Here is a 19,995-nt window from a genome sequence, read left to right on the forward strand (position 1 = left end):
AATGAGCTTCAGACGCGGAATCCGGCAAGACGACTTTCGCAAGGCACTCGAGGCACTTGCTCGGCAGGATGGCTGGTGGAGGGACGTTCTCGCCGATCCCTCTCTCATCATCGGCGTTCGGAACGAGTACCTGAACGTCTATTGGCAGGGACAATCCATCTTCAAGGTGTCGTTCAAGGGCGGGAAGGTGACCACCACGACGCACGAAAAGTATCTCCTGAATCCGGACTTGAAGGATCAGATCTCGCTTTTCGACGGCAAGTTCGCCTTTGGCGAGGCCGAGCAAAGAATGCTGACGCGCGAATATGAGGGCGCAAAGACCCTGGAGAAGCTCAAAAGGGCTGCATCGCTCTACTCCGGACGAGAGAAGGAAGGCGTTCACGAGATCGCGACATCCAATCGCTCCGTCGTCGACGTCGAGATCGCGATCAACGCATCCGGCGCCCCCGGCGTTGGGCGGAGTCTCCCGCGCATGGACCTTGCGAATTTCGAGACGACGGCGAGCGGAATAGATCTGGTGTTCTGGGAGGCCAAGACGTTCAGCAATCCCGAACTGGAGAACGGCAAGATTTTCCACCAGATCAAGGACTATAGGGCGGTGATCGACCTTCACAAGACGGAGATCGATGATAGCTATCGATGGGTTGCGAAGAATCTGACCGAGATGGCGGAATGGAGCAACGGGCACCGTAGTGTGGCTGAGGCGGTCGGCGCGGTTGCGAAGGGAGAGAAGATCAACGTGAGCAACGCCAATATCGGGCTGCTCGTCTATGATTTCACCGCGGACCAGCGTGATCGCAAGGACAAGGACGGCAAGACGCTGAACGACAGGGTGATTGAATCGCTCGCGGATCTGGGCGTGGGCCCAAAGCGCATCAGGTTCAAGGGCACGACCAAGGATCTCTACATCTGAGTTGGTAAGAGGGAGAAATCCTGCTTTGCCACTTCCCGAGCACGAACTGCTGACCTTCGCCATCGGCGACATCCACGGCTGCTTCGAAAAGCTGATGTCGCTTCTCGTCGTGTGCGATGAGATTCGCGGCCATCGGAGCGCCCAGTTTGTCTTTGTCGGAGACTACATCGACAGGGGGCCCCAGAGTCGCGAGGTCATGAATGTGCTCGTGGGCAGCAAGGGGCAGCAGGACCGATCCTTCGTCTGTCTCCGGGGCAACCATGAGGAAATGCTGCTTCGCGCGGCCGAGATAGAGCGCACCGACCGGGATCTCATGAACTGGTGGGGGAACGGCGGCGAACAGACGCTCGACAGCTACGGAATCGATGATCCGGCCGATTTCCCGAGCGAGCATCTCGACTGGATACGCGCGCTTCCGCTCATGAAGATCGAGCATGGACGACTTTTCGTCCACGCAGGAATACGGCCGGGCGTACCGCTGGCGTCGCAATCCGACCAAGATTTGCTCTGGATCCGGGAACCCTTCTTGTCGTCCGATCTCGACCACGAGTTGTTCATCGTCCATGGCCATACGCCGATCCGGTCCTGGACACCTGATCTGCGAGCGAACCGGCTGAACCTGGATACCGGCGCCTGCTTTGGCGGCCCGCTCACGGCGGCCGTGTTCGTCGCCTCGAAGGCGCGGCCGTTGATGTTTGTGAACGATTCCGGCGAGATCTCGCGACCGGCCGCCCTCCTGGATTGAAAAGCGATGCGCAGGACCGGGAATCGGGCGATACCGGGCGTCTGGGCGCGGGCGGAGGTTGCCGACCCCGCGGCAATCGGCTAAATGAACCTCGACTAGCACCCGTAGCTCAGCTGGATAGAGCGTTGCCCTCCGAAGGCAAAGGTCACACGTTCGAATCGTGTCGGGTGCGCCAATCGCTAAGCGGTTATACCCAATCAAGCCGCCTTCTGACCAGTGCACGATAGCTCGTCCCGCCTTGTCGGGGTCCCCGACGCTCCAGACTTCGTCCGCGGTTCGATGCCACTGTGCTGTTAGCGCGACATCGATGTTCGCCAGCACACAAGATCCTTGGCGAAGAGCCAGCCTTCGGCGTGCCAGGCGTAGGGCTCCTTTCACAATTGCGTCCATCCCGTGTTCGCGGAGCCAGTGACGATGGCGCCAATCATCGTCAGCTGAATAATCCATTTCGGCCTGAGCCAGGCGCAGCGCTTCCTGCAGCTCTGCAGCCGATATCCCGCGATCCGCCTGTCTCTCGAATTTGTTAATCGCCTCTACGACGAGAGCCAGCCGACGGATGAGGTAGACCGCTTCGGTATCGTTACCCGCCATTGTACGCAGCAGAGCGGCGGCGAATTGTGATAGTGCGCGGTGCGCCTCGTCCTTGGCCCATTCGATTTGTCGATCGGCCCGAGCATTCGGGTTGTCGCTAACGACCCTCAGCTTAGGAGGCTTCTCGTCGTCTTCCCCGTCATTGTCGCGGCCCGCCATTCTTAGACCCAATGCACCTTGAAGCGTGGAATGGGCCATGCGTCATCACCAGACCCTCCATAGGATCAGGCCAAGAAGCACAGTTTGCAGGACGAGCCTCGGATTCGATCTCATCAAGGTTCTCGCATACGTACCGACGGAAGTTCTCCTCACTTTGGAGCACCGCATATTGATCGTTGAAGGACCAGCGCAGGAAATTCGATCGTGTCATAGCTTCAAAACCGTAGATGTGAGACGCTCCTGGTCCTCCATAGACCCTGGCCAAGACCCAGGAGTCGCTAGTCATCGTCGCCCTGAATAGACAGGCCCTTGCCATATGGGTTCGTCGGACTGTCCGCCGAATACGGATTTCCGGCTCCGTATGGATTGTTGATGCTGTCCGGTGAGTAGCGGCTGCCGTATCGGCCGTTAGGGTTTGAAACGGAGTCCGGGTCGTAAGGATTGCTGCTCAGGCGTCCTCGATAATTCCCATCGGAATCGTATAGCTTTGGAGCGTTCGTAGCATACGGGTTGGTTGCCGAGTCGTTGCTGTACTGGCTGCCATAGCGCCCGTAGGGATTGTTGATGCTGTTTTGACCATACGGGCTTCCAGCACCGTACGGATTACCTGTCGAGTTAGGAGCGTACGGATTGGCGGAGTAATTCCCCAGTTGTTGGGCGCTTGCGTCTGAAATAGCCAAAGCCACCAAGCAGGCAAGTATCCATTTGACCATTTCCTCTCCCCTGGTTGAGTCTGCACTTTCATACAACCATGGGCAGGATTGTCTGTCCATTGCTTGAATAATGGTTTGACACATGAGCAAATTACCCGTCCGAGAGCCGCCGGCGCAGAAGAAATCACCAGCCCTCCAGTTCGTACAAGATTGGCTTCCAATTGCTGCGGTTTTGGTCGGAGCTCTGTGGACGCTCTACGACTACTCGACCAAGAGGTTGGAGGCGGAAAAAGCGGCAGAGGCAACCCGGAGGATTGAGGCCCGTCGCTGCCGCCCATGTATGCCGAGATCGGATCGACGATGATCAGCCTGACATTGCCGATTTTCCTCGCCATCTCTTCCAAGAGATCGACGTCGGGTGCGCCAGCTTGCAGCCGCTTTCATGCCGGCTTTCACGTCAGCATCGAGATGATTGCCTGAACCTGATCAGAGGCGGACGCCACCAGTCCGTCATACGAAGTCTGGCCGTGTGCCGCGGCCTTCAGGATGCATTCGGCTACGGCCGCTTTCAGACCGAAGACCGACTGGTGAGCCGGCACGTTCGCCACCACGGTCTCCAGCGCTTGGCGCATCGTCTGAATGAGTTCGGAGCTGTATTGCATGGGCGTCCTCCGCCGGCTCATATTAGGTCGCGTGCTCCCGCTTGCCACTCACAAGCCTGAGATTGCGCTTTGACAACTGACCCATCCATCACCTCGCGCTTCTCCTTGCTCGCTTGTATCATCTTGCCATGAGCGAATCCGACACCGTGACCGGCGCAGCCTCGCCGGTGCGCAAGATCATCCACATCGACATGGATGCCTTCTACGCGTCGGTGGAGCAGCGCGACAATCCGGAGCTGCGCGGCAAGCCGGTCGCGGTCGGAGGCTCCGCGGAACGCGGTGTCGTCGCGGCCGCCAGCTACGAGGCCCGCAAGTTCGGCGTTCGCTCCGCCATGCCATCGGTGACGGCGAAACGGCAGTGTCCCGATCTGATCTTCGTCAAGCCACGCTTCGAGGTCTACAAGGCGATCTCCAGGCAGATCCGCGACATCTTCGCCGAGCACACGGCGATGATCGAGCCATTGTCACTCGACGAAGCCTATCTCGACGTCACGGAGAACCTGCAAGGCATTCCGCTGGCGCGGGACATCGCGCTGAAGATCCGCGAGAAGATCAAGGCCGAGACCGGCCTCAACGCGTCCGCGGGCATCTCCTACAACAAGTTTCTGGCCAAGCTCGCTTCCGATCATCGCAAGCCCAATGGTCAGTTCGTGATCTCGCCGGAGATGGGACCGGCCTTCGTCGAGACGCTGCCCGTCGGCAGGTTCCATGGCATCGGTCCGGCGACAGCTGCCAAGATGAACGCGCTCGGCCTATTCACCGGCCGCGACATCCGTAACCAGACGCTGGAGTTCATGAATGCGAATTTCGGCAAGTCGGGCGCATACTATTATTGGATCTCACGCGGCGTCGACGAGCGGCCGGTCCGCGCCAACCGGATCCGCAAGTCGATCGGTGCGGAGAATACGTTCTCGGCGGATCTCGACGCGTTCGACGCGCTGGTCGCCGAGCTCAGGCCTCTCGTCGATAAAGTCTGGCGCCATTGCGAAGCCACCGGCAATCGCGGCCGCACCGTGACCCTGAAGATCAAGTTCGCCGACTTCGAGATCATCACGCGCAGCAGGTCGGTCACGGCGGCCGTTGCCGGCCGCGACGATCTGGAGCGGCTGGCCTGCGGCCTGCTCGAAGCCGAGATGCCGCTGCCCAAGCGCGTCAGGCTGTTGGGGGTCTCGCTGTCGTCGCTCCAGGTCGGAGACGGTGCGGAGCCGCAGCTGACGTTGGGCATCTGAACGGGGCTGGAGGCCCCCCCTTCAGCGAGCGCGGCATCTTTGTCCGCGACGCGGCGCGAAACCTGTCGTAGAGACACCAAGACACGGTTTTTCGCGATTGATGCTGGAATGCTTGCCTTATTGATACGCCTCGGACTGCGTTTCGAAGACCGCATCGAGGAGCGCCGGTTTGTCGACCAATATGTCCGAGGCAGTCTCGGCTGGACGCAGATCGCGATGCTGCTTGGCGCCGCCACCTATGCCGGCTACACACTGTGGGACTGGGTGCTCTACCCCGAAGTCGTGCCGACCACGCTCGCAATCCGTGGTGGCACCGCCGTGTTCATCCTGCTGCCGCTCACGGCATTGCTGTCACGGCGCTGGATGAAGCCGTGGGCGGAGACCATTTTCCTCGTCTATTGCGTCATCCCCGGCTGCATCCTGCCCAGCATTTATCTCGTGCTGCCATCGGGCTTCACGTTTGCCGCGCCCGGCATGATGATGATCATCCTGTTCGTCTCGACCATGCTGCCATTGCGGATCGGCTCGCTGGCGATCTTCTGTTTGCTCTCATGGGTGGCGCTGCTGATCGCCGAGACGTTCGCGCCGACGCTGCCGGCGGGCCTCAGGTTCATCAACCACTCTCTCGTCGGCAACGCCTACGCGCTATCGCTCTACGCTGTGGCTGCACGCGAGTACCGGGCGCGAAAGCAATTCCGGACATCCGAGGCGCTGCAACGCGAGAAAGAACGCTCGGAGAAATCGCTGCGAGATCTGCGCGCGACCCAGGAGCACCTCGTGCAGGCGGAAAAGCTCGCCTCGCTCGGGCAATTGGTGGCAGGTGTCGCTCACGAGGTCAGCACCCCGCTCGGCCTCGCCTTGACCACCTCGACGGCCATGCAGGCTGACCTGCAAGCGATGAGTGACGCATTGGCCGGAGCATCGGTCCGGCGCTCCGATCTGACCAAGGGCATTGACCGGCTGAAGCAGGGACTCAGCCTGACCTTCGACAATCTGCATCGCGCGTCCGAGATGGTGCACAGCTTCAGGCAGGTCGCCGTTCACCAAGCCGATGAGGACCGGCGCACTTTCGAACTCAGGGATTGGCTGTCGGAGTTGATGTCCAAGCTCGGGCCATTGCTGGCGCATCACGGCCTGACGGTCGAGGTGCAATGCCCGGCGGGAGTCAAGCTCAACAGCTACCCCGGAGCGCTTGCTCAGGTGATCAGCAATCTCGCCCTCAACACTGCCGTGCACGCCTATCCTGACAAGAGAGGCGGCAGGTTTGTCATCACGGTGAGCCGGCCGGACCCGACTTCGGTCCGCCTGGTCTGCGCCGATGAAGGCGTCGGAATCCCCGAGCCATTGCAGGCTCACGTCTTCGATCCGTTCGTGACGACCAGTCGGGAGCGTGGCAATGCCGGCCTGGGACTCCACATCGCGTTCAACCTGGTTGCCTCATCGCTCAACGGGCGCTTGCGACTTGAGCGCAAAGCGGGTCCGGGAACTCAGATCGCCATCGAGATTCCGACAGAACAGACATTGCAACACAGCAGCGAAGTCTCTTGAGATCGGAACGCCGTGCGAGCGGTTCCCGAGGCTGCGCCGATCTTCGCCCTCAGGATCGCCGGTCTGCTGCAAACCAACAACAGCCCCGCCAACTGGCTCTGCCTCAGCCAGGGTCGCACCAAGGAGTACATGCGCTGGAGCCCGTTCAATGTCTCAACATCGATTCTCGCCTTCATATGCGGGCTGCCGTTCGGACCAGTCGGCGTCGCCAGCGGTCATATGCGGTCTCGCTCACGATCGTCGCGTTGTTTCCGGCCTGTCGCGGAGAAATGTGGCGCTACGCTCGCACCCGTGGCGGATAGCACGACCGGCACGACGCTCGTTGGAAGACAACGGAACGACCGGGCATGCTGAAGCCTCGCGCCACGATCAGCGCTTTGCCGACCGTGGCGCACGTGTCTCGAAACGTCCTGCTCGGGGCGCTCAATGCTTCATCTGCTCGAACACCACGATCACGCCGGTCGGTTCGGGCTCATGCGCCATCAGGCGCGTCAGGTCGGAATCGCCCCAATCGGCGAGGCTGACGACTTCGCCGCTCTGGCGGTCGGTACCAAGCGATCCCGTGGGCTCGAGGACCTTGAGGCCCATCTCGTCGACGAAGAAGGTATGGTCGCCGAACATGCTGTTGAGCTGCGGCATCGCGGGATGTTCGTCGGGCAGCACCTGAGCGCCGAGCTGGTTGACGGTCTGCTTCACCTGTTCAGATGTGAGCTTCATGAGCTGCTCCGTTTCTGTAGCCGGTTCCTTTGAGCCGGGCGGGAGTGCGCGTTCCCTGCGCGCTTATCCGCCTGGCTCAATGGCCGAACAGGCGCTGCGGACAAAGGTTCCTGCAAAATGTATTTCGTGATCGCATGCGGCGTCCGCCGCGCTCGCGGCACAAGATCGCCACAGGATGCACACGATCCGGCGGTGGGCCGCGCTCACGCGCTATGCGTTTTCGCCGACCGAGAGCGCGCAGATGCGCGACAGATGGGTGTAGGGCAGGCCGGTCTCCCCGGCCCAGGCGTTGAACTGTGCCTGCACCTTGGCGAGGTCGCCCTTCGACTTGACCTCTTCGGCAATGTCGAGACCCGCACCGCGCAGGCAAGCCACCACGTCCCTCGACGTCACGAAACCGTCCCAGCCGACGAAGCGCAGCAGCATCTGGCCGGTGTTGCCCCCTAACCGGCTGCCGCGCTTGTTGAGGAGATCGAGCAGGCCGATCTCGTCGGACGACGGCCACTTCGCCAGAAACTTGCCGAAGCTGCCGTGCTCCTTCGCGATCTCCTGGACGAAGACGGCATTGTCCCGCACCGACATGACCTTGGCGCCGTTACGCACGATGCGCGCGTCGCGCAGCAGGCCCTCCCAATACTCTTCGGGCTGGAAGGTGAGCTTGGGGGGCTGGAAATGCAGGAAGGCGTCTTCAAAGCCGTCCCATTTCGAATCGATCACGCTCCAGGCAAAGCCGGCGCAGAACACGCGCTTGGTCATTTCGGCGAGGATACGGTCGTCGCCGAGCTTGGCCAGCCGCTTGAGGTCCGGCTTGGCCGGCAACAGTTTCTCCAACGCCTTGGGCCCGCCCTTGCGTTTCTCGGCGCGGGTGCGAATGGTCTTGAATGAGGTCATACGGACATCCGCATTGACGGTTCAATACGACATCAGAATTCGATGAACCGGTCCAGCGCTGCGATGATGACGCGAGGGAGCGACATGCTGGTCCGCTTCTTGCTTTCATGAGCCTGGAATTCCCGGATATAGTCGATCTCTCGCGGACGATTCTCCAATGCGCTGCCTGGTCGTGGCCGACCTGCACTATTCGCTGCCGCAGCTCGACTGGCTGGTCAGCGCGGCGTCGCAATTCGATCTCGTGATCTTCGCCGGCGATGCGCTCGACATCGGCTCGATGGTGGATTTTCGCGCCCAGATCGTCGTCGTGAAGAAGTACCTCGCGCTGCTTGCCGCGACGAGCCGCGTGATCCTCTGCTCCGGCAATCACGACCTCGACGAGCGCAACGCGGAGGGCGAAAAGATTTCGCGCTGGATCTCGGAGGTGCGCGAGCTTGGCATTGCCTGCGACGGCGACAGCCTCAACATCGGTGGCACCCTGTTCACGGTGTGCCCGTGGTGGGACGGACCACTGGTCAAGCAACGCCTCGTCGACCAGTTGCGCGATGCCGCGGCCGACCGACCGCAGCGCTGGATCTGGGCCCATCATGCGCCGCCGGCGGATTCACCCACGAGCTGGGGCGGCAAGCGCTTCTTCGGCGACGTCGAGCTGGTGCAATGGGTCATGCAGTACCAGCCGTCGATGGTGATCTCCGGCCATGTGCACCAGTCGCCGTTCGTCACCGGCGGCTCGTGGTTCGACCGGCTGGGCCAGACCTGGGTCTTCAACACGGGCCTGCAACCAGGCCGCCCCCCGACCTACATCGTGCTGGACCTCGGTGCGGACAAAGCGTTCTGGCTTGCGGCCGGCGAGGCCCAATGGATCGACCTGCATGCGCCGCTGAAGCGCCCCGCCGCTCCGATCGAGGCGCCGCCCGATTGGCTCACATTCTTGGATCGGATTGCCGATCCGAGCCTGGCGAGACCTCGAGGGGCGGCAGGTTGATCATGCTCTGGAGCACTTCGCCGACCATGGCCAGATGCGTGCCGTGGCCGGCATATTGCCGCTTGAGATCGGCGAGGTAGGTATTGGCGACATTGAGCCGCTGCGCCAGCATTTTTGCGATCAGCAGGGCCACGCCCGGCTCCCTCTCCAGGAACGAGGCGGCATCCTCGAATTCGTAGACCACCGCGTCGGAGCAGGCCCGCACGGTTGCGGTGTGCGGCTGGCCCAGCAGCACGGACATTTCACCCAGCACCGCACCGGGCTCGGTGACGGTGGCGACCACCATCTCGCCCTTGAGCACCTCGAGCTTGCCTTGCATCAGCACGTAGAGATGGCCGGTGGTGCCACCCTCGGCGACCACGACCGTGCCGGCGGCAAGCTGCCGCTCCGTTCCGCCGGTGCAATAGTCCAGGACCGCACGCATCTTGCGAAAGCTCCCGTCGCGGCGCGATATCCAAAGTCGGAATACTAGAGCACGATCCATGCCAGGCGGCAATCAACGGGGATGCGGCTGGCGCCGCCTGCCCGCCGCTTGGACATCCTTGCCGGTCATGCGGCTGAAAACCAACAACTCGTTCTCACGTGCCGCCCGTCACACCCGAGAGAGCGAAGGCACCTCCCCAGGCAGAATGGCCTGCAAGCCACCAAAGCGGCGCTCACGGCTGTGGAAGGTGGCGAGCGCGTCAGCGAGATCGCCCGCCTCGAATTCGGGCCACATCCGCTCGGTGAAGTGCAGCTCGGCATAGGCGCCTTCCCAGAGCAGGAAATCCGACAGCCGCTTCTCGCCGGACGTGCGGATGATGAGATCGACGTCGCGAAGGCCAGCCTCGCCGGTAACGAGCTGCGAGAAGGCTTCGCGGGTGAGGCTCGTCAGCGCAGCCGCCTTCGCCGCGGCATTGAGGATGGCGTCACGCGCGGAATAATCGACGGCGATGCGCAAATGCAGCGCGCTGCCATCGGCTGTGGCTTCCTCGGCGCGGGTGATTGCGGTGGCGACGCCGTCGGGCAGGCGATCGCGGCGGCCGATGACGGAGAGGCGCACGCCGCTCCTGACCAGGCTCTGCACCTCGCTGGTGAGATAGAGGCGCAGCAAGGTCATCAGTGCGGCGACCTCGGCCTTCGGCCTCCGCCAATTGTCGGTTGAGAAGGCGTAAAGCGTCAGCGTGCCGATGCCCTGCTTGGGCGCGGCCTCGACGATACGGCGGATGCTTTCGACGCCAGCCTCGTGACCGCGCACGCGCGACAGGCCGCGCCGCGTGGCCCATCTGCCGTTGCCGTCCATGATGATGCCGACATGAAGCTTCTCGTTGCGGGACGTGATTTCACTTTGCATTGCAAAGTCTCCAGCCAAAAAGGGGAAGATCAGGTCGAGACGATATCGAGGCGGCCGAGCGGCGGCGCCTCGCGGCCGGCAGCTTTCGCCGCGTCGCGCACCAGCCGCTCGAGCACGGCGAGATAGTCGAGGAAACGGCGGCGGCCGGCCTTGGTCAGGCGGCAGGTCGTGTGCGGGCGGTTGCCCTCATAGCCCTTGGTCACCTCGACGAGGCCGGCTTCCTGGAGCACGGCTAGGTGCCGGCTGAGATTGCCGTCGGTGAGGCCGCAGAGCTGCTTGAGGTCGCCGAATGCCAGGCCCTTGGGATGCGCCATCAGCGAGGTCAGAAGCCCGAGCCTCGCCTTCTCGTGGATCACGCGGTCGAGCCCTTCATATGAGAAGGGCGCGCTGTCAATCTTCGACATCGTTGTCTCCGGACGCGAAATGCAGAATGGCCGCCATCACCGATTGCCCGATCACGAAGGGCAGCCCCATGGTCCATGGCGACAGCGTGTGGGTTCGGCTCGCGAGCACGACGACCGCAAAGCCCGACACGAAATACCAGGCGCCCGCGAGCGCGACCGTGCGCGGCAGCGAGCGGACCGAGGCGAAGATGCCGAGCGACACCAGGATCTGCCACAGACCCGGCAGCAGCCACAGCGTCTCGCTCGCGAACTTCCACATCACCACTGCGAGCAGCACGCCGGCAACGCCGGCGGGCAGAAACTGCTCGATCGCCTGGTGGATCATGGCATCGGCAAGACCCGAATGATGGCGTCGCGAGCGCGCACGCATCTCGATGCCGATGATGAGCCCCGAGAGAACGGCAGCGATGAACCAGCCGACGAAGAAGCCGAGCGGCTCACCGGTGGGATCACCCAGCAGCCAGAATTGCAGAATCGCGGTGATGAGCGCGACGGCGCCGGTTGCCGCCATGGTCGCCGGGCCGTAGCCGCGGAAGGCGGTGCCCGCCGCGATCTGGCTGCGGATCGCCACGATGTCGGCCAGCGCCTTGTCGAGATCGCGCATTGGCAACGCCAAAACCTCGTTCCACCCGGGCATTCCGGGACGATAGGTCCCGTTACTTTGTAGTGCAAAGTATATGGCACTGCAAAGCAGATGCAAGCCCGAACTGTTGCGAGAGCCGCACGACCTCGGACGGACAACTGACGGTTGCACCCGACCTGCCCTCGCGGATAAGATGGATCCGAAAGCGTTCCGGGGGCTGGTATGTGGTTGAGGTCGTTCGTCGTTGCGGTCGCGTTGCAGTTGAGTGTGGTCGGGGCGAACGCGGCGGGGCCGTTCGGCTCCGTCAATGTCGGCAACTGGATCGGCGGCGCCTTCAGCAATGACGAGACGGGTGCTTTCTCGCATTGTGCAGCGACGACGCCCTACGCCAACGGCGTCATACTCGTGGTAGGCTACAATGCCGCCGGCACCTGGACGCTGGCCTTTGCGAGTCCCAGCTACCGCTTCAAACAGGGCGAGAACGCCGCGATCGACGTCATCTTCGACGGGCAGGAGCAAGCCAGGCTGTTCGCCACGGCAAACCAGCCGAACATGCTCACATCCGTCATGCCTATCAACGTTGTGCGAACGTTTCAGAAGGCGAGCCTGATGGTCGCGACGAGCGGCCGCACCGCCTTGAATTTCGATCTGACATCGACCGGACCGGTGATCGCCGCTTTGGCCAATTGCGTCACCAGGGTGAAAGCCGACGGGCTGAGCAAGGCGGGCGACTTTACCAAAGGAGCGGCCAAGCCGGCAGTGACGGCGGAGAAGCAGACATCACCGCCGGCCGGCGGCAAATCTGCCAGGACCAAGAGCGGCACCGGCTTCGTGGTCAGCACGAGCGGACACATCGTCACCAACCACCATGTGATCGACGGCTGCGCCGGCGACATCAAGGGCAATCTCACCGGCGAGGCCGCAATGGTGCTGCGCGTGGTGTCGAGCGACGCCAACAACGATCTCGCCCTGATGCAGGCGCCATCGACGATGACATTCAAGGACTTTGCCCGGATCCGTGACCGCTCGATCCGCTCCGGCGACTCCGTGGTCGCGATCGGCTTTCCCTATCACGGCATCCTGACCTCGGACTTCACCGTGACGACCGGCATCGTGAGCTCGCTCAGCGGCATGCGCAACGACTCGCGCTTCCTGCAGATCAGTGCGCCCGTACAGCCCGGCAACAGCGGCGGACCGCTGTTCGATAGCACCGGTCAGGTCGTGGGCGTGGTCACCGGAAAGATTCCGGCATTGCGCATCGCGGTGGCGACCGGAAACATTCCCGAGAACATCAACTTCGCCATCAAGACGGGCGTGTTGCGCGACTTCCTCGACAATTCCGTAGTGCCCTATCAGACCGCCGAACCAAAGGGCGAGCTCAAGACCACCGACATCGCCGCCAACGCCCGGCCCTATACGATGCTGATCTCGTGCAATGCGACGGAGCAGGCGGACGCGAAGCGGTAGCGTGGCGCGGAAGGATAGCTGCCTCGCCGCCTCGCGCTGTCATTCCCCGCGACCCGGCTACGCCAAGGCTTCGCCGCGGTCGAGGTCCAGGGGCGCCGAAGCTTTAGCGTAGGCGGCAGGCGGGGAATCCAGCGGCCTCTCGATTGAACCACGACCGCCTCGGAGTACTGGATCGCCCGGTCAAGCCGGGCGACGACACCTTTGATGGGATCCGGCGTGCCCCTACCCTCACCCGTGGCAGCACGCCGCCTTCGCCGGCTGCGGCTCGTACTGGTCGCGCAGGCGGACCCAGTCCATCGGATAGGGCAGACCCTCCTCGTGACGACCGAGCGGCGTGAGATCGAGATATTGATAGGCGGCGTTCATCATGTCGAGGCCGCGGGCGAAGCAGGAATAGGTGTGGAAGATCTCACCGGCTTCGCCGCGGTAAAACACGCTGATGCCGGGCAGCTCGGGGCCGTAGATTGGCGTAGTGCCGAAATTGTACATCGGCTTTCCGGTCGCGATCTCTTCGCGCGAGAACGTCACGCCGTAGTCCCGATTGAAATCGTTGTCGCCCGAGGAGACCCAGTCGAAGGTCCAGCCCATCCGCTTCTTGAAGGCTTCGAGCTTTGTGCTGGGCGCCAGCGAGACCGCAGCCATGGACGTGTCGCGCGCGGCCAGATGCGGCACCATGCGCTCGAAGCCGTCGGCCCAAAACGAGCAGCTCTTGCAGGCAGCGTCCCAGTCGGGCGCGAACATCACGTGCTGGACGATGAGCTGCGGGCGGCCTTTGAAGAGATCGGAAAGCGTGACCTTGCCGTTCGGCCCGCTGAAGACGTAGGTCTTGTCGACCTTCACCCAGGGAAGCTGGCGGCGCTCCTCGGCAACCCGTTCGCGGGCCTGCGTCAACTCCTTCTCGCGAGCCAGAAGGGCCTTGCGCGCCGCAATCCATTGCTCGCGCGAAACGATTTGATGTTGCTGCATGATACTCTCCTTTGGAGCTCAGGCGACGAAGGCATCGAGCTTGTCGAAGAACGAGCTCCAGCCGCGCTGGTGGTTGTCGCGTGCGGTCTCGTCGAAGAACTGGGCGTGATGGAAGATCATCAAGGTGCCGGCACCGTCCGGCTTCAGCGAGATCGTCACCAGCGATTCGCGTTCCGGCGTCGAGTGCCAGGCCCAGGTGAAGACCAGGCGCTCGCTCGGCACCACTTCGCGATAGGTGCCGCCGGCCTCGAAATACTCGCCGTCGTCGCGGACGAAGCTGATGCGAAAGCGGCCACCGATGCGGACGTCGAGATCGGCTTGCAACGTCGCCGGCTTCATGTTCGGCGGCCCGAACCACTGCGCTAGCTGCTCGGCTTGCGTCCAGGCGGCGAAGACTTTTTCCGGCCGCGCGCGGAGCCGGCGCGTGAGCGTGAGGCTTGGTCGATCTGCTGGCGGGCGTTCAGCGGCGTTGACGGCGGTGGCGGCCATGTCTCTTCCTCCACGAAGGCGGCAAGACGGTCGAGATTGTCGGACCAGAACTGCGCATAGCGATTGAGCCAGTTCATCGCCTGCTCCATCGGCCGTGCGGTAAGCCGGCAGACCACGGTGCGGCCGGTCTTCTCCCGCACGATCAGGCCTGCATCCGTGAGCACGTCGAGATGCTTCATGATCGCCGGAAGCGAGACCGGAAACGGCGCGGCCAGCTCGCTCACCGACAGGCTGCGCTGCTCGCCGAGGCGCGCCAGCAATGCACGCCGCGTCGGGTCGGAGAGCGCCGCGAAGGTCCGGTCCAGTGCCTCGTCCTGATACTTAACCATGTGGTTTAGTATAGAAGCGAGCGGGGCAGCGTCAAGCCGGAACCCGCGGGCGCGGGTGCGCACGACTGCGTGATCAGGATGAGGCCAGTATGAAGCGTGATCAGTAGGGCGCGGCGGGCCGCGCGCGCCGGTGCGGCCGCGGCTGCGGGATTTGTTGCTGGCCATAGGCGAAGCGAGGATTGCGATCGCAGTACAGCAGCCGCCCGGACACGCTCGCCTGGCACTGCTCATAGGTGCTGTAGGCGCATTCGCCGGGATAGTCATACTCGCCGCCCCGGGCGCACCAGGGGTAATCGAGGGCTGCCGCCGGCGTGATGGTGACGAAGCCGGCAACGACCGTCGCGCACAGCGTCAGCAGTGCCAATTGCGTCTTGCGCATGACCGCAACTCCTTTGCTCACGACGCGAGATACGCGCCATCTACCATCAGGTTTCGTCGCACGGCTTTATTCCGGATCATGGCATCGCGCGCGCAAGAAAAAAGCCCTGCCGAACGGCAGGGCTCCCCTTTCAGGCATCACAAGATCGCTACTCGACCTTCAGGCCGGCGAACTCGACGACCTTCTTCCACTTCTCGGTCTCGGCCTTGATCTCCTCGCCGAACGCCTCCGGCGTCTGCACCCGAGGCTCGCCGCCGAGCTCGACCAGGCGCTTGGCCATGTCGGGCTCTTTCATCAGCGCGTTGATCTCGCTGTTGAGCTTGGTGATGATCTCCTTCGGCGTGTTCTTCGGCGCTCCCATGCCGAACAGCGCGCTCGCCTCATAGCCCTTGACGGTCTCGGCGATCGCCTGCACGTCCGGCAATTGCGGCGAGCGCTCCGCGGTGGTGACGCCGATCGCGCGCAGCGAGCCGGAGCGGATGTGCTGGATGATCGAGGGCATGTTGTCGAAGATCACCTGCACCTGGCCGCCGAGCATGTCGGTGATTGCGGGCGCAGCGCCGCGATAGGGCACGTGCTGCATCTTGCAGCCGGTCATGGCCATGAACATCTCGCCGGACAGATGCACCGAGGTGCCGTTGCCGGACGAGGCCATGTTCACCTTGCCGGGATTGGCCTTCACGTACTCGATGAACTCGGCGACGTTCTTGGCCGGCACGTCCTTGTTGACGGTCATCACGTTCGGCACGCGCTGGAACGAGGCGACCGGCGCGATGTCGCGCACGAAGTTGAACTTCAGATTGGCGTAGAGCGAAGCGTTGATGTAGTTGGCGGGATTGACCAGCTGCAGCGTGTAGCCGTCGGGCTCGGCATTGATGACTGATTCGGTCGCGATATTGTTCCCGGCGCCCGGCTTGTTCTCGATCACGAATTGCTGGCCGAGCTTTTCCGAGAGCCGCTGGCCGATCAGCCGCGCCAGGATGTCCGTGGCCCCGCCCGGCGGATAGCCGACCACCCATTTCACCGGGCGTGCCGGATAATCGGCGGCAACAGCCTTCGACAGCGGGGTGGCTGCAAGCGGACTGGCGGCGAGCAGGCCCAGCGCGGTACGGCGAGTGATCATCTCAAGGGTTCTCCCAGTGTTGTTCTTGAAAGTCGGATAGCTTGAACGTCGCGGCGGCGCGGTTGTAACAAAGCTTGCCGCAGGCGGAAAGTGCGCGGGGCGCATCACGACGAAAGGATGAGACATGCCGGTCAAGGTTCATGCCCTGGATCATCTCGTGATCAATGTCAGCGATGTCGCGGCGACGGCGGAGTGGTACCGCAAGATTCTCGGCATGGAAGTCAAGGTGTTCGATCCGGGCGGCGGCAAAGCGCCGCGGACTTTCCTCGAGTTCGGTAACCAGAGGATCAACGTCCGGCAGCGCGATGCCGACAGAGTGGAGTGGTTCACCGCGAATCATCCGACCGCCGGCAGCGAGGATCTGTGCTTCCTCACCTCGGCCACACCGGACGTGGTGGTGGCACATTTGCGGGCACATGGCGTTGCGATCGAGGCGGGCCCAGGCCCGAGGCAAGGCGCCCGCGGCACGCTGCGCTCGGTCTATTGCCGCGATCCCGATGGCAGCTTGATCGAGATATCGTCGTACGAGGACTGAGGCGCAGCGAAGCAAATCCAGACTGTTTCCGCGGAGTGAACCTGGATTGTTTCGTCGCAAGGGCTCCTCGCAATGACGGGAGAGATGGGGTGCTCCGATTTGCACCCCGCGCCATCTGGTGGCAGGAAGACGCAATAATCCAAAGACAGCCGCCAGCAAGATGCAGGGCTGCACCGGGAGGAACCATGCCAGTTCAACAGACCGCCGCCGGAATCGTGAGCCCGTTCGACGGGCTCGACGTGCCCTGGCTGCTCAAGCTGCGCGCCGAGGTCCGGCGTGATCATCCGTTCCTGATCTGGGCTCCGTTCGACGCGCCGGCGCGGCGCTGGAGCTATGGTGAGTTTCACGAGCGGGTCGGCGCGCTTGCGGCGGGGCTCGCCAGGCGCGGCGTCAAGCCCGGCGAATACGTGCTCATTCACCTCGACAACTGCATCGAGGCGCTGCTGGCCTGGTTTGCCTGTGTCGAGTTAGGGGCCGTCGCGGTCACCACCAACACGCGCTCAGCGCCCGCCGAGATCGAATATTTCGCCGATCATTGCGGCGCGGTCGCTGCGATCACGCAGCCGGCCTATGCGGAAGTCGTCGCGCAGAATTGCCGCAACATTCGCTGGATGGCGGTGACCTCGCATGACGCCGGCACAGCGCCTGCGCAGGCGGTCTCACGCGGCGACGGTTTTGAATCCCTGTTCGCCGACAGCGCCGATCGTCCGAGGCGCGCGACCGATCCGCTCGCGCCGTGCAGCGTGCAGTACACGTCGGGCACGACATCACGGCCGAAAGCGGTGCTGTGGACCCATGCCAACGCGCTGTGGGGCGGCAAGATCAATGCCGCGCATGAGGACCTTCACGCCGAGGACGTGCACCAGACCTATCTCCCGCTGTTCCACACCAATGCGCTGGCCTACTCCATGCTGGCGGCACTGTGGGTCGGGGCGACTTGCGTGATCCAGCCGCGCTTCTCCGCGAGCCGGTTCTGGGGCGTCGCGCGCGAGCACGGCTCGACTTGGACCTCGACGATTCCGTTCTGCATGAAAGCGCTGCTCGAGCAGGAGATCCCGAAGGACCACAAATTCCGCCTGTGGGGCAGTGCGATCAACGAGCCGCCGGCCTTCGCCGCGTTCGGCGTCAAGATCATCGGCTGGTGGGGCATGACCGAGACCATCACCCACGGCATTGTCGGCGAGGTCGACCAGCCCAACATCCCGATGTCGATCGGCCGCGCCGCGCCGGAATATGAAATCCGTATCACCGGCGATGACGGACGGCCGACCGAGGTCGGCGACACCGGCAATCTCGCGATCAAGGGCATCCCGGGCCTGTCGCTGTTCGCCGAGTACCTGCACAACGAGGAGGCGACGCGCGAGAGTTTTGACGAGCACGGCTTCTTCCTCACCGGCGACCGCGTCGAGCGGCTTCAGAACGGCTTCATCAAGTTCGGCGACCGCGCCAAGGACATGCTGAAGGTCGGCGGCGAGAACGTCGCGGCCTCCGAGATCGAGCAGGTGATCGCGCTGGTGCCGGGCGTGCGGGAAGCTGCCGTGGTGGCGAAGAAGCATCCGATGCTGGACGAGGTGCCGGTCGTCTTCATCATCCCGCAAGGCGGCGTCGCGGGTGCTGCGCCGGACCTGCATGATCGCGTGATGGAAGCCTGCCGCAAGGGCCTCGCCGACTTCAAGCTGCCGCGCGAGATCAGGCTGGTCGACGACATGCCGCGCTCGACGCTGGAGAAGGTGGCGAAGGCGGAGCTGAGGAAGATGGTGGGGTGATCTAGTCGTTCCCGGGCGGTGCAGAGCACCGAACCCGGAACCTCGAGATTCTCAGGTGCGCAATTGCGCACCACAGTTCGCGCTTCGCGCGCCCCGGAATGACGGATTAGATTGTCAGAACGACCCCAGCGCCACGGGCCGGAAGGCCTGCAGCAGCTGCTGATCCAGCTTGCCGCCCATGCCTTCCATCATCGCGAAGGCGCGGGAGTGGGTGAAGGGCATGCGATAGGCGCGCTTCTCCACCAGGGCGGCGTAGATGTCGACGATCGTCGTCAGGCGCACGATGTCGCTGATCTGGTTCGACGACAGGCCGTTCGGGTACCCGGAGCCGTCGAGGAATTCATGATGATGCAGCACCACGTCGAGCATCTCCGGCGGGAAGCCGCCTTGGGCAGCGAGCGCGTCATAGCCGCGGCGCGGATGCTGGCGGACCTCCGCCATCTCCTCGTCGGTGAGCCTGCCCGGCTTGTCGAGCAGCGCGGCTGGAACGAAGGCCTTGCCGACGTCATGCAGCAGCGCTGCGCGCGTCAGGCGGCGCTGGTCGTCCTCGCGCATGCCGAGATGCTGGGCGAAGGCGACCGCGAAGCCGGTGACGAACAGGCAATGGCGGTAGCTGCCGACATGATGGCAGCCGACCGTGGTGAGCCATTCGCGCAGCGAGGAATGCTTGATCGCCTTCAGGATCTTGCTCTCGGCCGCGATGACGTCGTCGAAGGTCAGGGGCACGCCGAGCGGCAGCTTCTCGAACATCTTGGTCAGCACCGCGTGCGCCGCCGCGACGCCGCGGTTGAGCGTCTTGCCGCGATCGGTGGCGTCATAGGCGGCCGTATCAGGGAAAGCGGCGCGGATGCGCTGAAGGATCGCGTCCGCCTGGAGCGGCCGTGAGATGGTGTCGGTGGCCCCTAACGCCCAGGCCTGCATGGTGCCGTGATGCAGGGCGTCCGCGAGCACGAACAGCCGCGGCATCGAACGGTAGGCATCGCCGCGCAGCTTGTTGCGTACCCGCTGCACACTCTCGGGCGAGCGCAGGTTGATGTCGACCACGAGGCCGGAGAGATCGCGCGCCGGCTGGGCGGGAATCTCTTCCGTCGTCACCGTGGAGACGTCACCGACCGCTTTCAAGATGCTGGCGAGCTCGCTGCTCCCGTCGCTGCGATCGGAGGCGAGCAGAAGCCGACGGTTGGCGGCGGGTTTGGCTGAGGCGCTCATGACTTCCCCAAAGCACGGAACTGGATTTGGCGTCAGCCTAAGCCGGATCAGGTTCTCCGGGCCTTAAGAGGCGTGCTCAATGGAACCTTGGGGAATAGGGTGCAATTTTAGGGATTGGGGTTCCGGGAGGGGGAGCTTCGAAGCCGCGAAAACAACCCCATGCACAGTAGAACGGGCATTGATAACACAGAGGAATTTTTGATGCTGTCGCCCCACCCTCCGTTGTCGTCGCCCGGCTTGACCGGGCGACCCAGTACGCCGTGACGGCGCGGCTGAACCGAGAAGCCGCGGCGTACTGGATGCCCGGTCAAGCCGGGGC

The 19,995-nt window shown here is 63.3% G+C and carries 21 protein-coding genes, 1 tRNA gene and 1 pseudogene; 9 read left to right on the forward strand and 14 right to left on the reverse strand.

The window, feature by feature from the left end; all coding sequences use genetic code 11:
* The first annotated feature begins 1 nt into the window (after position 1).
* The 3 genes from BRAD3257_RS39015 (at position 2) to BRAD3257_RS39025 (ending at position 1,833) form a co-directional block, all read left to right on the forward strand.
* Positions 2-913 carry a hypothetical protein gene (locus BRAD3257_RS39015; RefSeq protein WP_122406269.1) on the forward strand — a complete coding sequence of 304 codons (912 nt, stop codon included), beginning with the start codon at positions 2-4 and terminating at the stop codon, positions 911-913.
* Positions 914-938: 25 nt separating this feature from the next.
* Positions 939-1,658 (forward strand): metallophosphoesterase family protein, encoded by a 720-nt coding sequence (locus tag BRAD3257_RS39020; RefSeq protein WP_244607843.1) that lies wholly within the window; start codon positions 939-941, stop codon positions 1,656-1,658.
* 98 nt (positions 1,659-1,756) lie between these two features.
* Positions 1,757-1,833: transfer RNA gene (locus BRAD3257_RS39025), tRNA-Arg, on the forward strand.
* Between the two features lie 853 nt (positions 1,834-2,686).
* Here BRAD3257_RS39025 and BRAD3257_RS39030 read toward each other — a convergent pair.
* Positions 2,687-3,121, reverse strand: coding sequence for a hypothetical protein (locus BRAD3257_RS39030; RefSeq protein ID WP_197711523.1), 435 nt, complete (start codon positions 3,119-3,121; stop codon positions 2,687-2,689).
* A gap of 392 nt (positions 3,122-3,513) precedes the next feature.
* On the reverse strand, positions 3,514-3,723 hold the full coding sequence (locus tag BRAD3257_RS39035; protein ID WP_122406270.1) for a hypothetical protein: 210 nt from the start codon (positions 3,721-3,723) through the stop codon (positions 3,514-3,516).
* 128 nt (positions 3,724-3,851) lie between these two features.
* Here BRAD3257_RS39035 and dinB point away from each other — a divergent pair, with 128 nt between their 5' ends.
* Together dinB and BRAD3257_RS39045 are read left to right on the forward strand one after the other, a co-directional pair.
* Positions 3,852-4,952, forward strand: coding sequence for a DNA polymerase IV (gene dinB, locus BRAD3257_RS39040; RefSeq protein ID WP_122407003.1), 1,101 nt, complete (start codon positions 3,852-3,854; stop codon positions 4,950-4,952).
* Positions 4,953-5,060: 108 nt separating this feature from the next.
* Complete coding sequence (locus BRAD3257_RS39045) at positions 5,061-6,500, forward strand: sensor histidine kinase (RefSeq protein ID WP_122406271.1); 1,440 nt, start codon at positions 5,061-5,063, stop codon at positions 6,498-6,500.
* A gap of 423 nt (positions 6,501-6,923) precedes the next feature.
* Here the strand turns inward: BRAD3257_RS39045 and BRAD3257_RS39050 are convergent, their stop codons facing one another.
* Together BRAD3257_RS39050 and BRAD3257_RS39055 are read right to left on the reverse strand one after the other, a co-directional pair.
* Positions 6,924-7,217 carry a hypothetical protein gene (locus BRAD3257_RS39050; protein ID WP_122406272.1) on the reverse strand — a complete coding sequence of 98 codons (294 nt, stop codon included), beginning with the start codon at positions 7,215-7,217 and terminating at the stop codon, positions 6,924-6,926.
* Positions 7,218-7,427: 210 nt separating this feature from the next.
* Positions 7,428-8,108 (reverse strand): DNA-3-methyladenine glycosylase I, encoded by a 681-nt coding sequence (locus tag BRAD3257_RS39055; RefSeq protein WP_122406273.1) that lies wholly within the window; start codon positions 8,106-8,108, stop codon positions 7,428-7,430.
* A gap of 157 nt (positions 8,109-8,265) precedes the next feature.
* Between BRAD3257_RS39055 and BRAD3257_RS39060 the strand changes: the two genes are divergently transcribed.
* Complete coding sequence (locus tag BRAD3257_RS39060) at positions 8,266-9,093, forward strand: metallophosphoesterase family protein (RefSeq protein WP_122406274.1); 828 nt, start codon at positions 8,266-8,268, stop codon at positions 9,091-9,093.
* Here BRAD3257_RS39060 and BRAD3257_RS39065 read toward each other — a convergent pair.
* From BRAD3257_RS39065 to BRAD3257_RS39080, 4 genes are all read right to left on the reverse strand, one after another.
* Positions 9,032-9,517 carry a Crp/Fnr family transcriptional regulator gene (locus BRAD3257_RS39065; RefSeq protein WP_122406275.1) on the reverse strand — a complete coding sequence of 162 codons (486 nt, stop codon included), beginning with the start codon at positions 9,515-9,517 and terminating at the stop codon, positions 9,032-9,034. The genes BRAD3257_RS39060 and BRAD3257_RS39065 overlap by 62 nt on opposite strands.
* Before the next feature lie 168 nt (positions 9,518-9,685).
* A complete protein-coding gene (locus tag BRAD3257_RS39070) occupies positions 9,686-10,426 on the reverse strand; it encodes a di-trans,poly-cis-decaprenylcistransferase (RefSeq protein ID WP_122406276.1) in 741 nt (246 codons plus the stop codon).
* Positions 10,427-10,455: 29 nt separating this feature from the next.
* Positions 10,456-10,830: a transcriptional regulator gene (locus tag BRAD3257_RS39075; protein ID WP_122406277.1), complete on the reverse strand. Its 375-nt coding sequence runs from the start codon at positions 10,828-10,830 to the stop codon at positions 10,456-10,458.
* Positions 10,817-11,434: a hypothetical protein gene (locus BRAD3257_RS39080; RefSeq protein ID WP_122406278.1), complete on the reverse strand. Its 618-nt coding sequence runs from the start codon at positions 11,432-11,434 to the stop codon at positions 10,817-10,819. Before BRAD3257_RS39080 ends, BRAD3257_RS39075 begins: the two co-directional genes overlap by 14 nt.
* Positions 11,435-11,635: 201 nt before the next feature.
* Here BRAD3257_RS39080 and BRAD3257_RS39085 point away from each other — a divergent pair, with 201 nt between their 5' ends.
* On the forward strand, positions 11,636-12,880 hold the full coding sequence (locus BRAD3257_RS39085) for a S1C family serine protease (protein WP_122406279.1): 1,245 nt from the start codon (positions 11,636-11,638) through the stop codon (positions 12,878-12,880).
* Between the two features lie 228 nt (positions 12,881-13,108).
* Here the strand turns inward: BRAD3257_RS39085 and BRAD3257_RS39090 are convergent, their stop codons facing one another.
* From BRAD3257_RS39090 to BRAD3257_RS39110, 5 genes and pseudogenes are all read right to left on the reverse strand, one after another.
* Entirely contained in the window at positions 13,109-13,846 is a 738-nt protein-coding gene (locus tag BRAD3257_RS39090) for a DUF899 domain-containing protein (protein ID WP_122406280.1), read from the reverse strand.
* Between the two features lie 18 nt (positions 13,847-13,864).
* Positions 13,865-14,197: pseudogene (locus BRAD3257_RS39095) on the reverse strand (SRPBCC family protein); the annotation flags it as partial.
* Positions 14,198-14,208: 11 nt separating this feature from the next.
* Positions 14,209-14,664 carry an ArsR/SmtB family transcription factor gene (locus tag BRAD3257_RS39100; RefSeq protein ID WP_162500530.1) on the reverse strand — a complete coding sequence of 152 codons (456 nt, stop codon included), beginning with the start codon at positions 14,662-14,664 and terminating at the stop codon, positions 14,209-14,211.
* A 100-nt stretch (positions 14,665-14,764) separates the two neighbouring features.
* Positions 14,765-15,043 carry a DUF3551 domain-containing protein gene (locus BRAD3257_RS39105; protein WP_122406283.1) on the reverse strand — a complete coding sequence of 93 codons (279 nt, stop codon included), beginning with the start codon at positions 15,041-15,043 and terminating at the stop codon, positions 14,765-14,767.
* Between the two features lie 148 nt (positions 15,044-15,191).
* Positions 15,192-16,166: a Bug family tripartite tricarboxylate transporter substrate binding protein gene (locus BRAD3257_RS39110; protein WP_122406284.1), complete on the reverse strand. Its 975-nt coding sequence runs from the start codon at positions 16,164-16,166 to the stop codon at positions 15,192-15,194.
* 124 nt (positions 16,167-16,290) lie between these two features.
* Between BRAD3257_RS39110 and BRAD3257_RS39115 the strand changes: the two genes are divergently transcribed.
* Positions 16,291-16,701 (forward strand): VOC family protein, encoded by a 411-nt coding sequence (locus BRAD3257_RS39115; RefSeq protein WP_122406285.1) that lies wholly within the window; start codon positions 16,291-16,293, stop codon positions 16,699-16,701.
* 185 nt (positions 16,702-16,886) lie between these two features.
* A complete protein-coding gene (locus BRAD3257_RS39120) occupies positions 16,887-18,467 on the forward strand; it encodes an ATP-dependent acyl-CoA ligase (protein ID WP_122406286.1) in 1,581 nt (526 codons plus the stop codon).
* Between the two features lie 114 nt (positions 18,468-18,581).
* Here BRAD3257_RS39120 and BRAD3257_RS39125 read toward each other — a convergent pair whose 3' ends face one another.
* On the reverse strand, positions 18,582-19,676 hold the full coding sequence (locus tag BRAD3257_RS39125; RefSeq protein WP_122406287.1) for an HD-GYP domain-containing protein: 1,095 nt from the start codon (positions 19,674-19,676) through the stop codon (positions 18,582-18,584).
* Positions 19,677-19,995 lie beyond the last annotated feature (319 nt).

This window comes from Bradyrhizobium vignae (genome assembly GCF_900324035.1).
GTDB lineage: Bacteria > Pseudomonadota > Alphaproteobacteria > Rhizobiales > Xanthobacteraceae > Bradyrhizobium > Bradyrhizobium vignae.

What these genes read in the sequence shown, in the direction of transcription:
- BRAD3257_RS39015 (WP_122406269.1), top strand. Translation starts at nt 2, where the DNA reads ATGAGCTTCAGACGCGGAATCCGGCAAGACGACTTTCGCAAGGCACTC.
- BRAD3257_RS39030 (WP_197711523.1), bottom strand. Translation starts at nt 3,121, where the DNA reads ATGGTCAAATGGATACTTGCCTGCTTGGTGGCTTTGGCTATTTCAGAC.
- BRAD3257_RS39035 (WP_122406270.1), bottom strand. Translation starts at nt 3,723, where the DNA reads ATGCAATACAGCTCCGAACTCATTCAGACGATGCGCCAAGCGCTGGAG.
- dinB (WP_122407003.1), top strand. Translation starts at nt 3,852, where the DNA reads ATGAGCGAATCCGACACCGTGACCGGCGCAGCCTCGCCGGTGCGCAAG.
- BRAD3257_RS39045 (WP_122406271.1), top strand. Translation starts at nt 5,061, where the DNA reads ATGCTTGCCTTATTGATACGCCTCGGACTGCGTTTCGAAGACCGCATC.
- BRAD3257_RS39050 (WP_122406272.1), bottom strand. Translation starts at nt 7,217, where the DNA reads ATGAAGCTCACATCTGAACAGGTGAAGCAGACCGTCAACCAGCTCGGC.
- BRAD3257_RS39055 (WP_122406273.1), bottom strand. Translation starts at nt 8,108, where the DNA reads ATGACCTCATTCAAGACCATTCGCACCCGCGCCGAGAAACGCAAGGGC.
- BRAD3257_RS39060 (WP_122406274.1), top strand. Translation starts at nt 8,266, where the DNA reads ATGCGCTGCCTGGTCGTGGCCGACCTGCACTATTCGCTGCCGCAGCTC.
- BRAD3257_RS39065 (WP_122406275.1), bottom strand. Translation starts at nt 9,517, where the DNA reads ATGCGTGCGGTCCTGGACTATTGCACCGGCGGAACGGAGCGGCAGCTT.
- BRAD3257_RS39070 (WP_122406276.1), bottom strand. Translation starts at nt 10,426, where the DNA reads ATGCAAAGTGAAATCACGTCCCGCAACGAGAAGCTTCATGTCGGCATC.
- BRAD3257_RS39075 (WP_122406277.1), bottom strand. Translation starts at nt 10,830, where the DNA reads ATGTCGAAGATTGACAGCGCGCCCTTCTCATATGAAGGGCTCGACCGC.
- BRAD3257_RS39080 (WP_122406278.1), bottom strand. Translation starts at nt 11,434, where the DNA reads ATGCGCGATCTCGACAAGGCGCTGGCCGACATCGTGGCGATCCGCAGC.
- BRAD3257_RS39085 (WP_122406279.1), top strand. Translation starts at nt 11,636, where the DNA reads ATGTGGTTGAGGTCGTTCGTCGTTGCGGTCGCGTTGCAGTTGAGTGTG.
- BRAD3257_RS39090 (WP_122406280.1), bottom strand. Translation starts at nt 13,846, where the DNA reads ATGCAGCAACATCAAATCGTTTCGCGCGAGCAATGGATTGCGGCGCGC.
- BRAD3257_RS39100 (WP_162500530.1), bottom strand. Translation starts at nt 14,664, where the DNA reads ATGGTTAAGTATCAGGACGAGGCACTGGACCGGACCTTCGCGGCGCTC.
- BRAD3257_RS39105 (WP_122406283.1), bottom strand. Translation starts at nt 15,043, where the DNA reads ATGCGCAAGACGCAATTGGCACTGCTGACGCTGTGCGCGACGGTCGTT.
- BRAD3257_RS39110 (WP_122406284.1), bottom strand. Translation starts at nt 16,166, where the DNA reads ATGATCACTCGCCGTACCGCGCTGGGCCTGCTCGCCGCCAGTCCGCTT.
- BRAD3257_RS39115 (WP_122406285.1), top strand. Translation starts at nt 16,291, where the DNA reads ATGCCGGTCAAGGTTCATGCCCTGGATCATCTCGTGATCAATGTCAGC.
- BRAD3257_RS39120 (WP_122406286.1), top strand. Translation starts at nt 16,887, where the DNA reads ATGCCAGTTCAACAGACCGCCGCCGGAATCGTGAGCCCGTTCGACGGG.
- BRAD3257_RS39125 (WP_122406287.1), bottom strand. Translation starts at nt 19,676, where the DNA reads ATGAGCGCCTCAGCCAAACCCGCCGCCAACCGTCGGCTTCTGCTCGCC.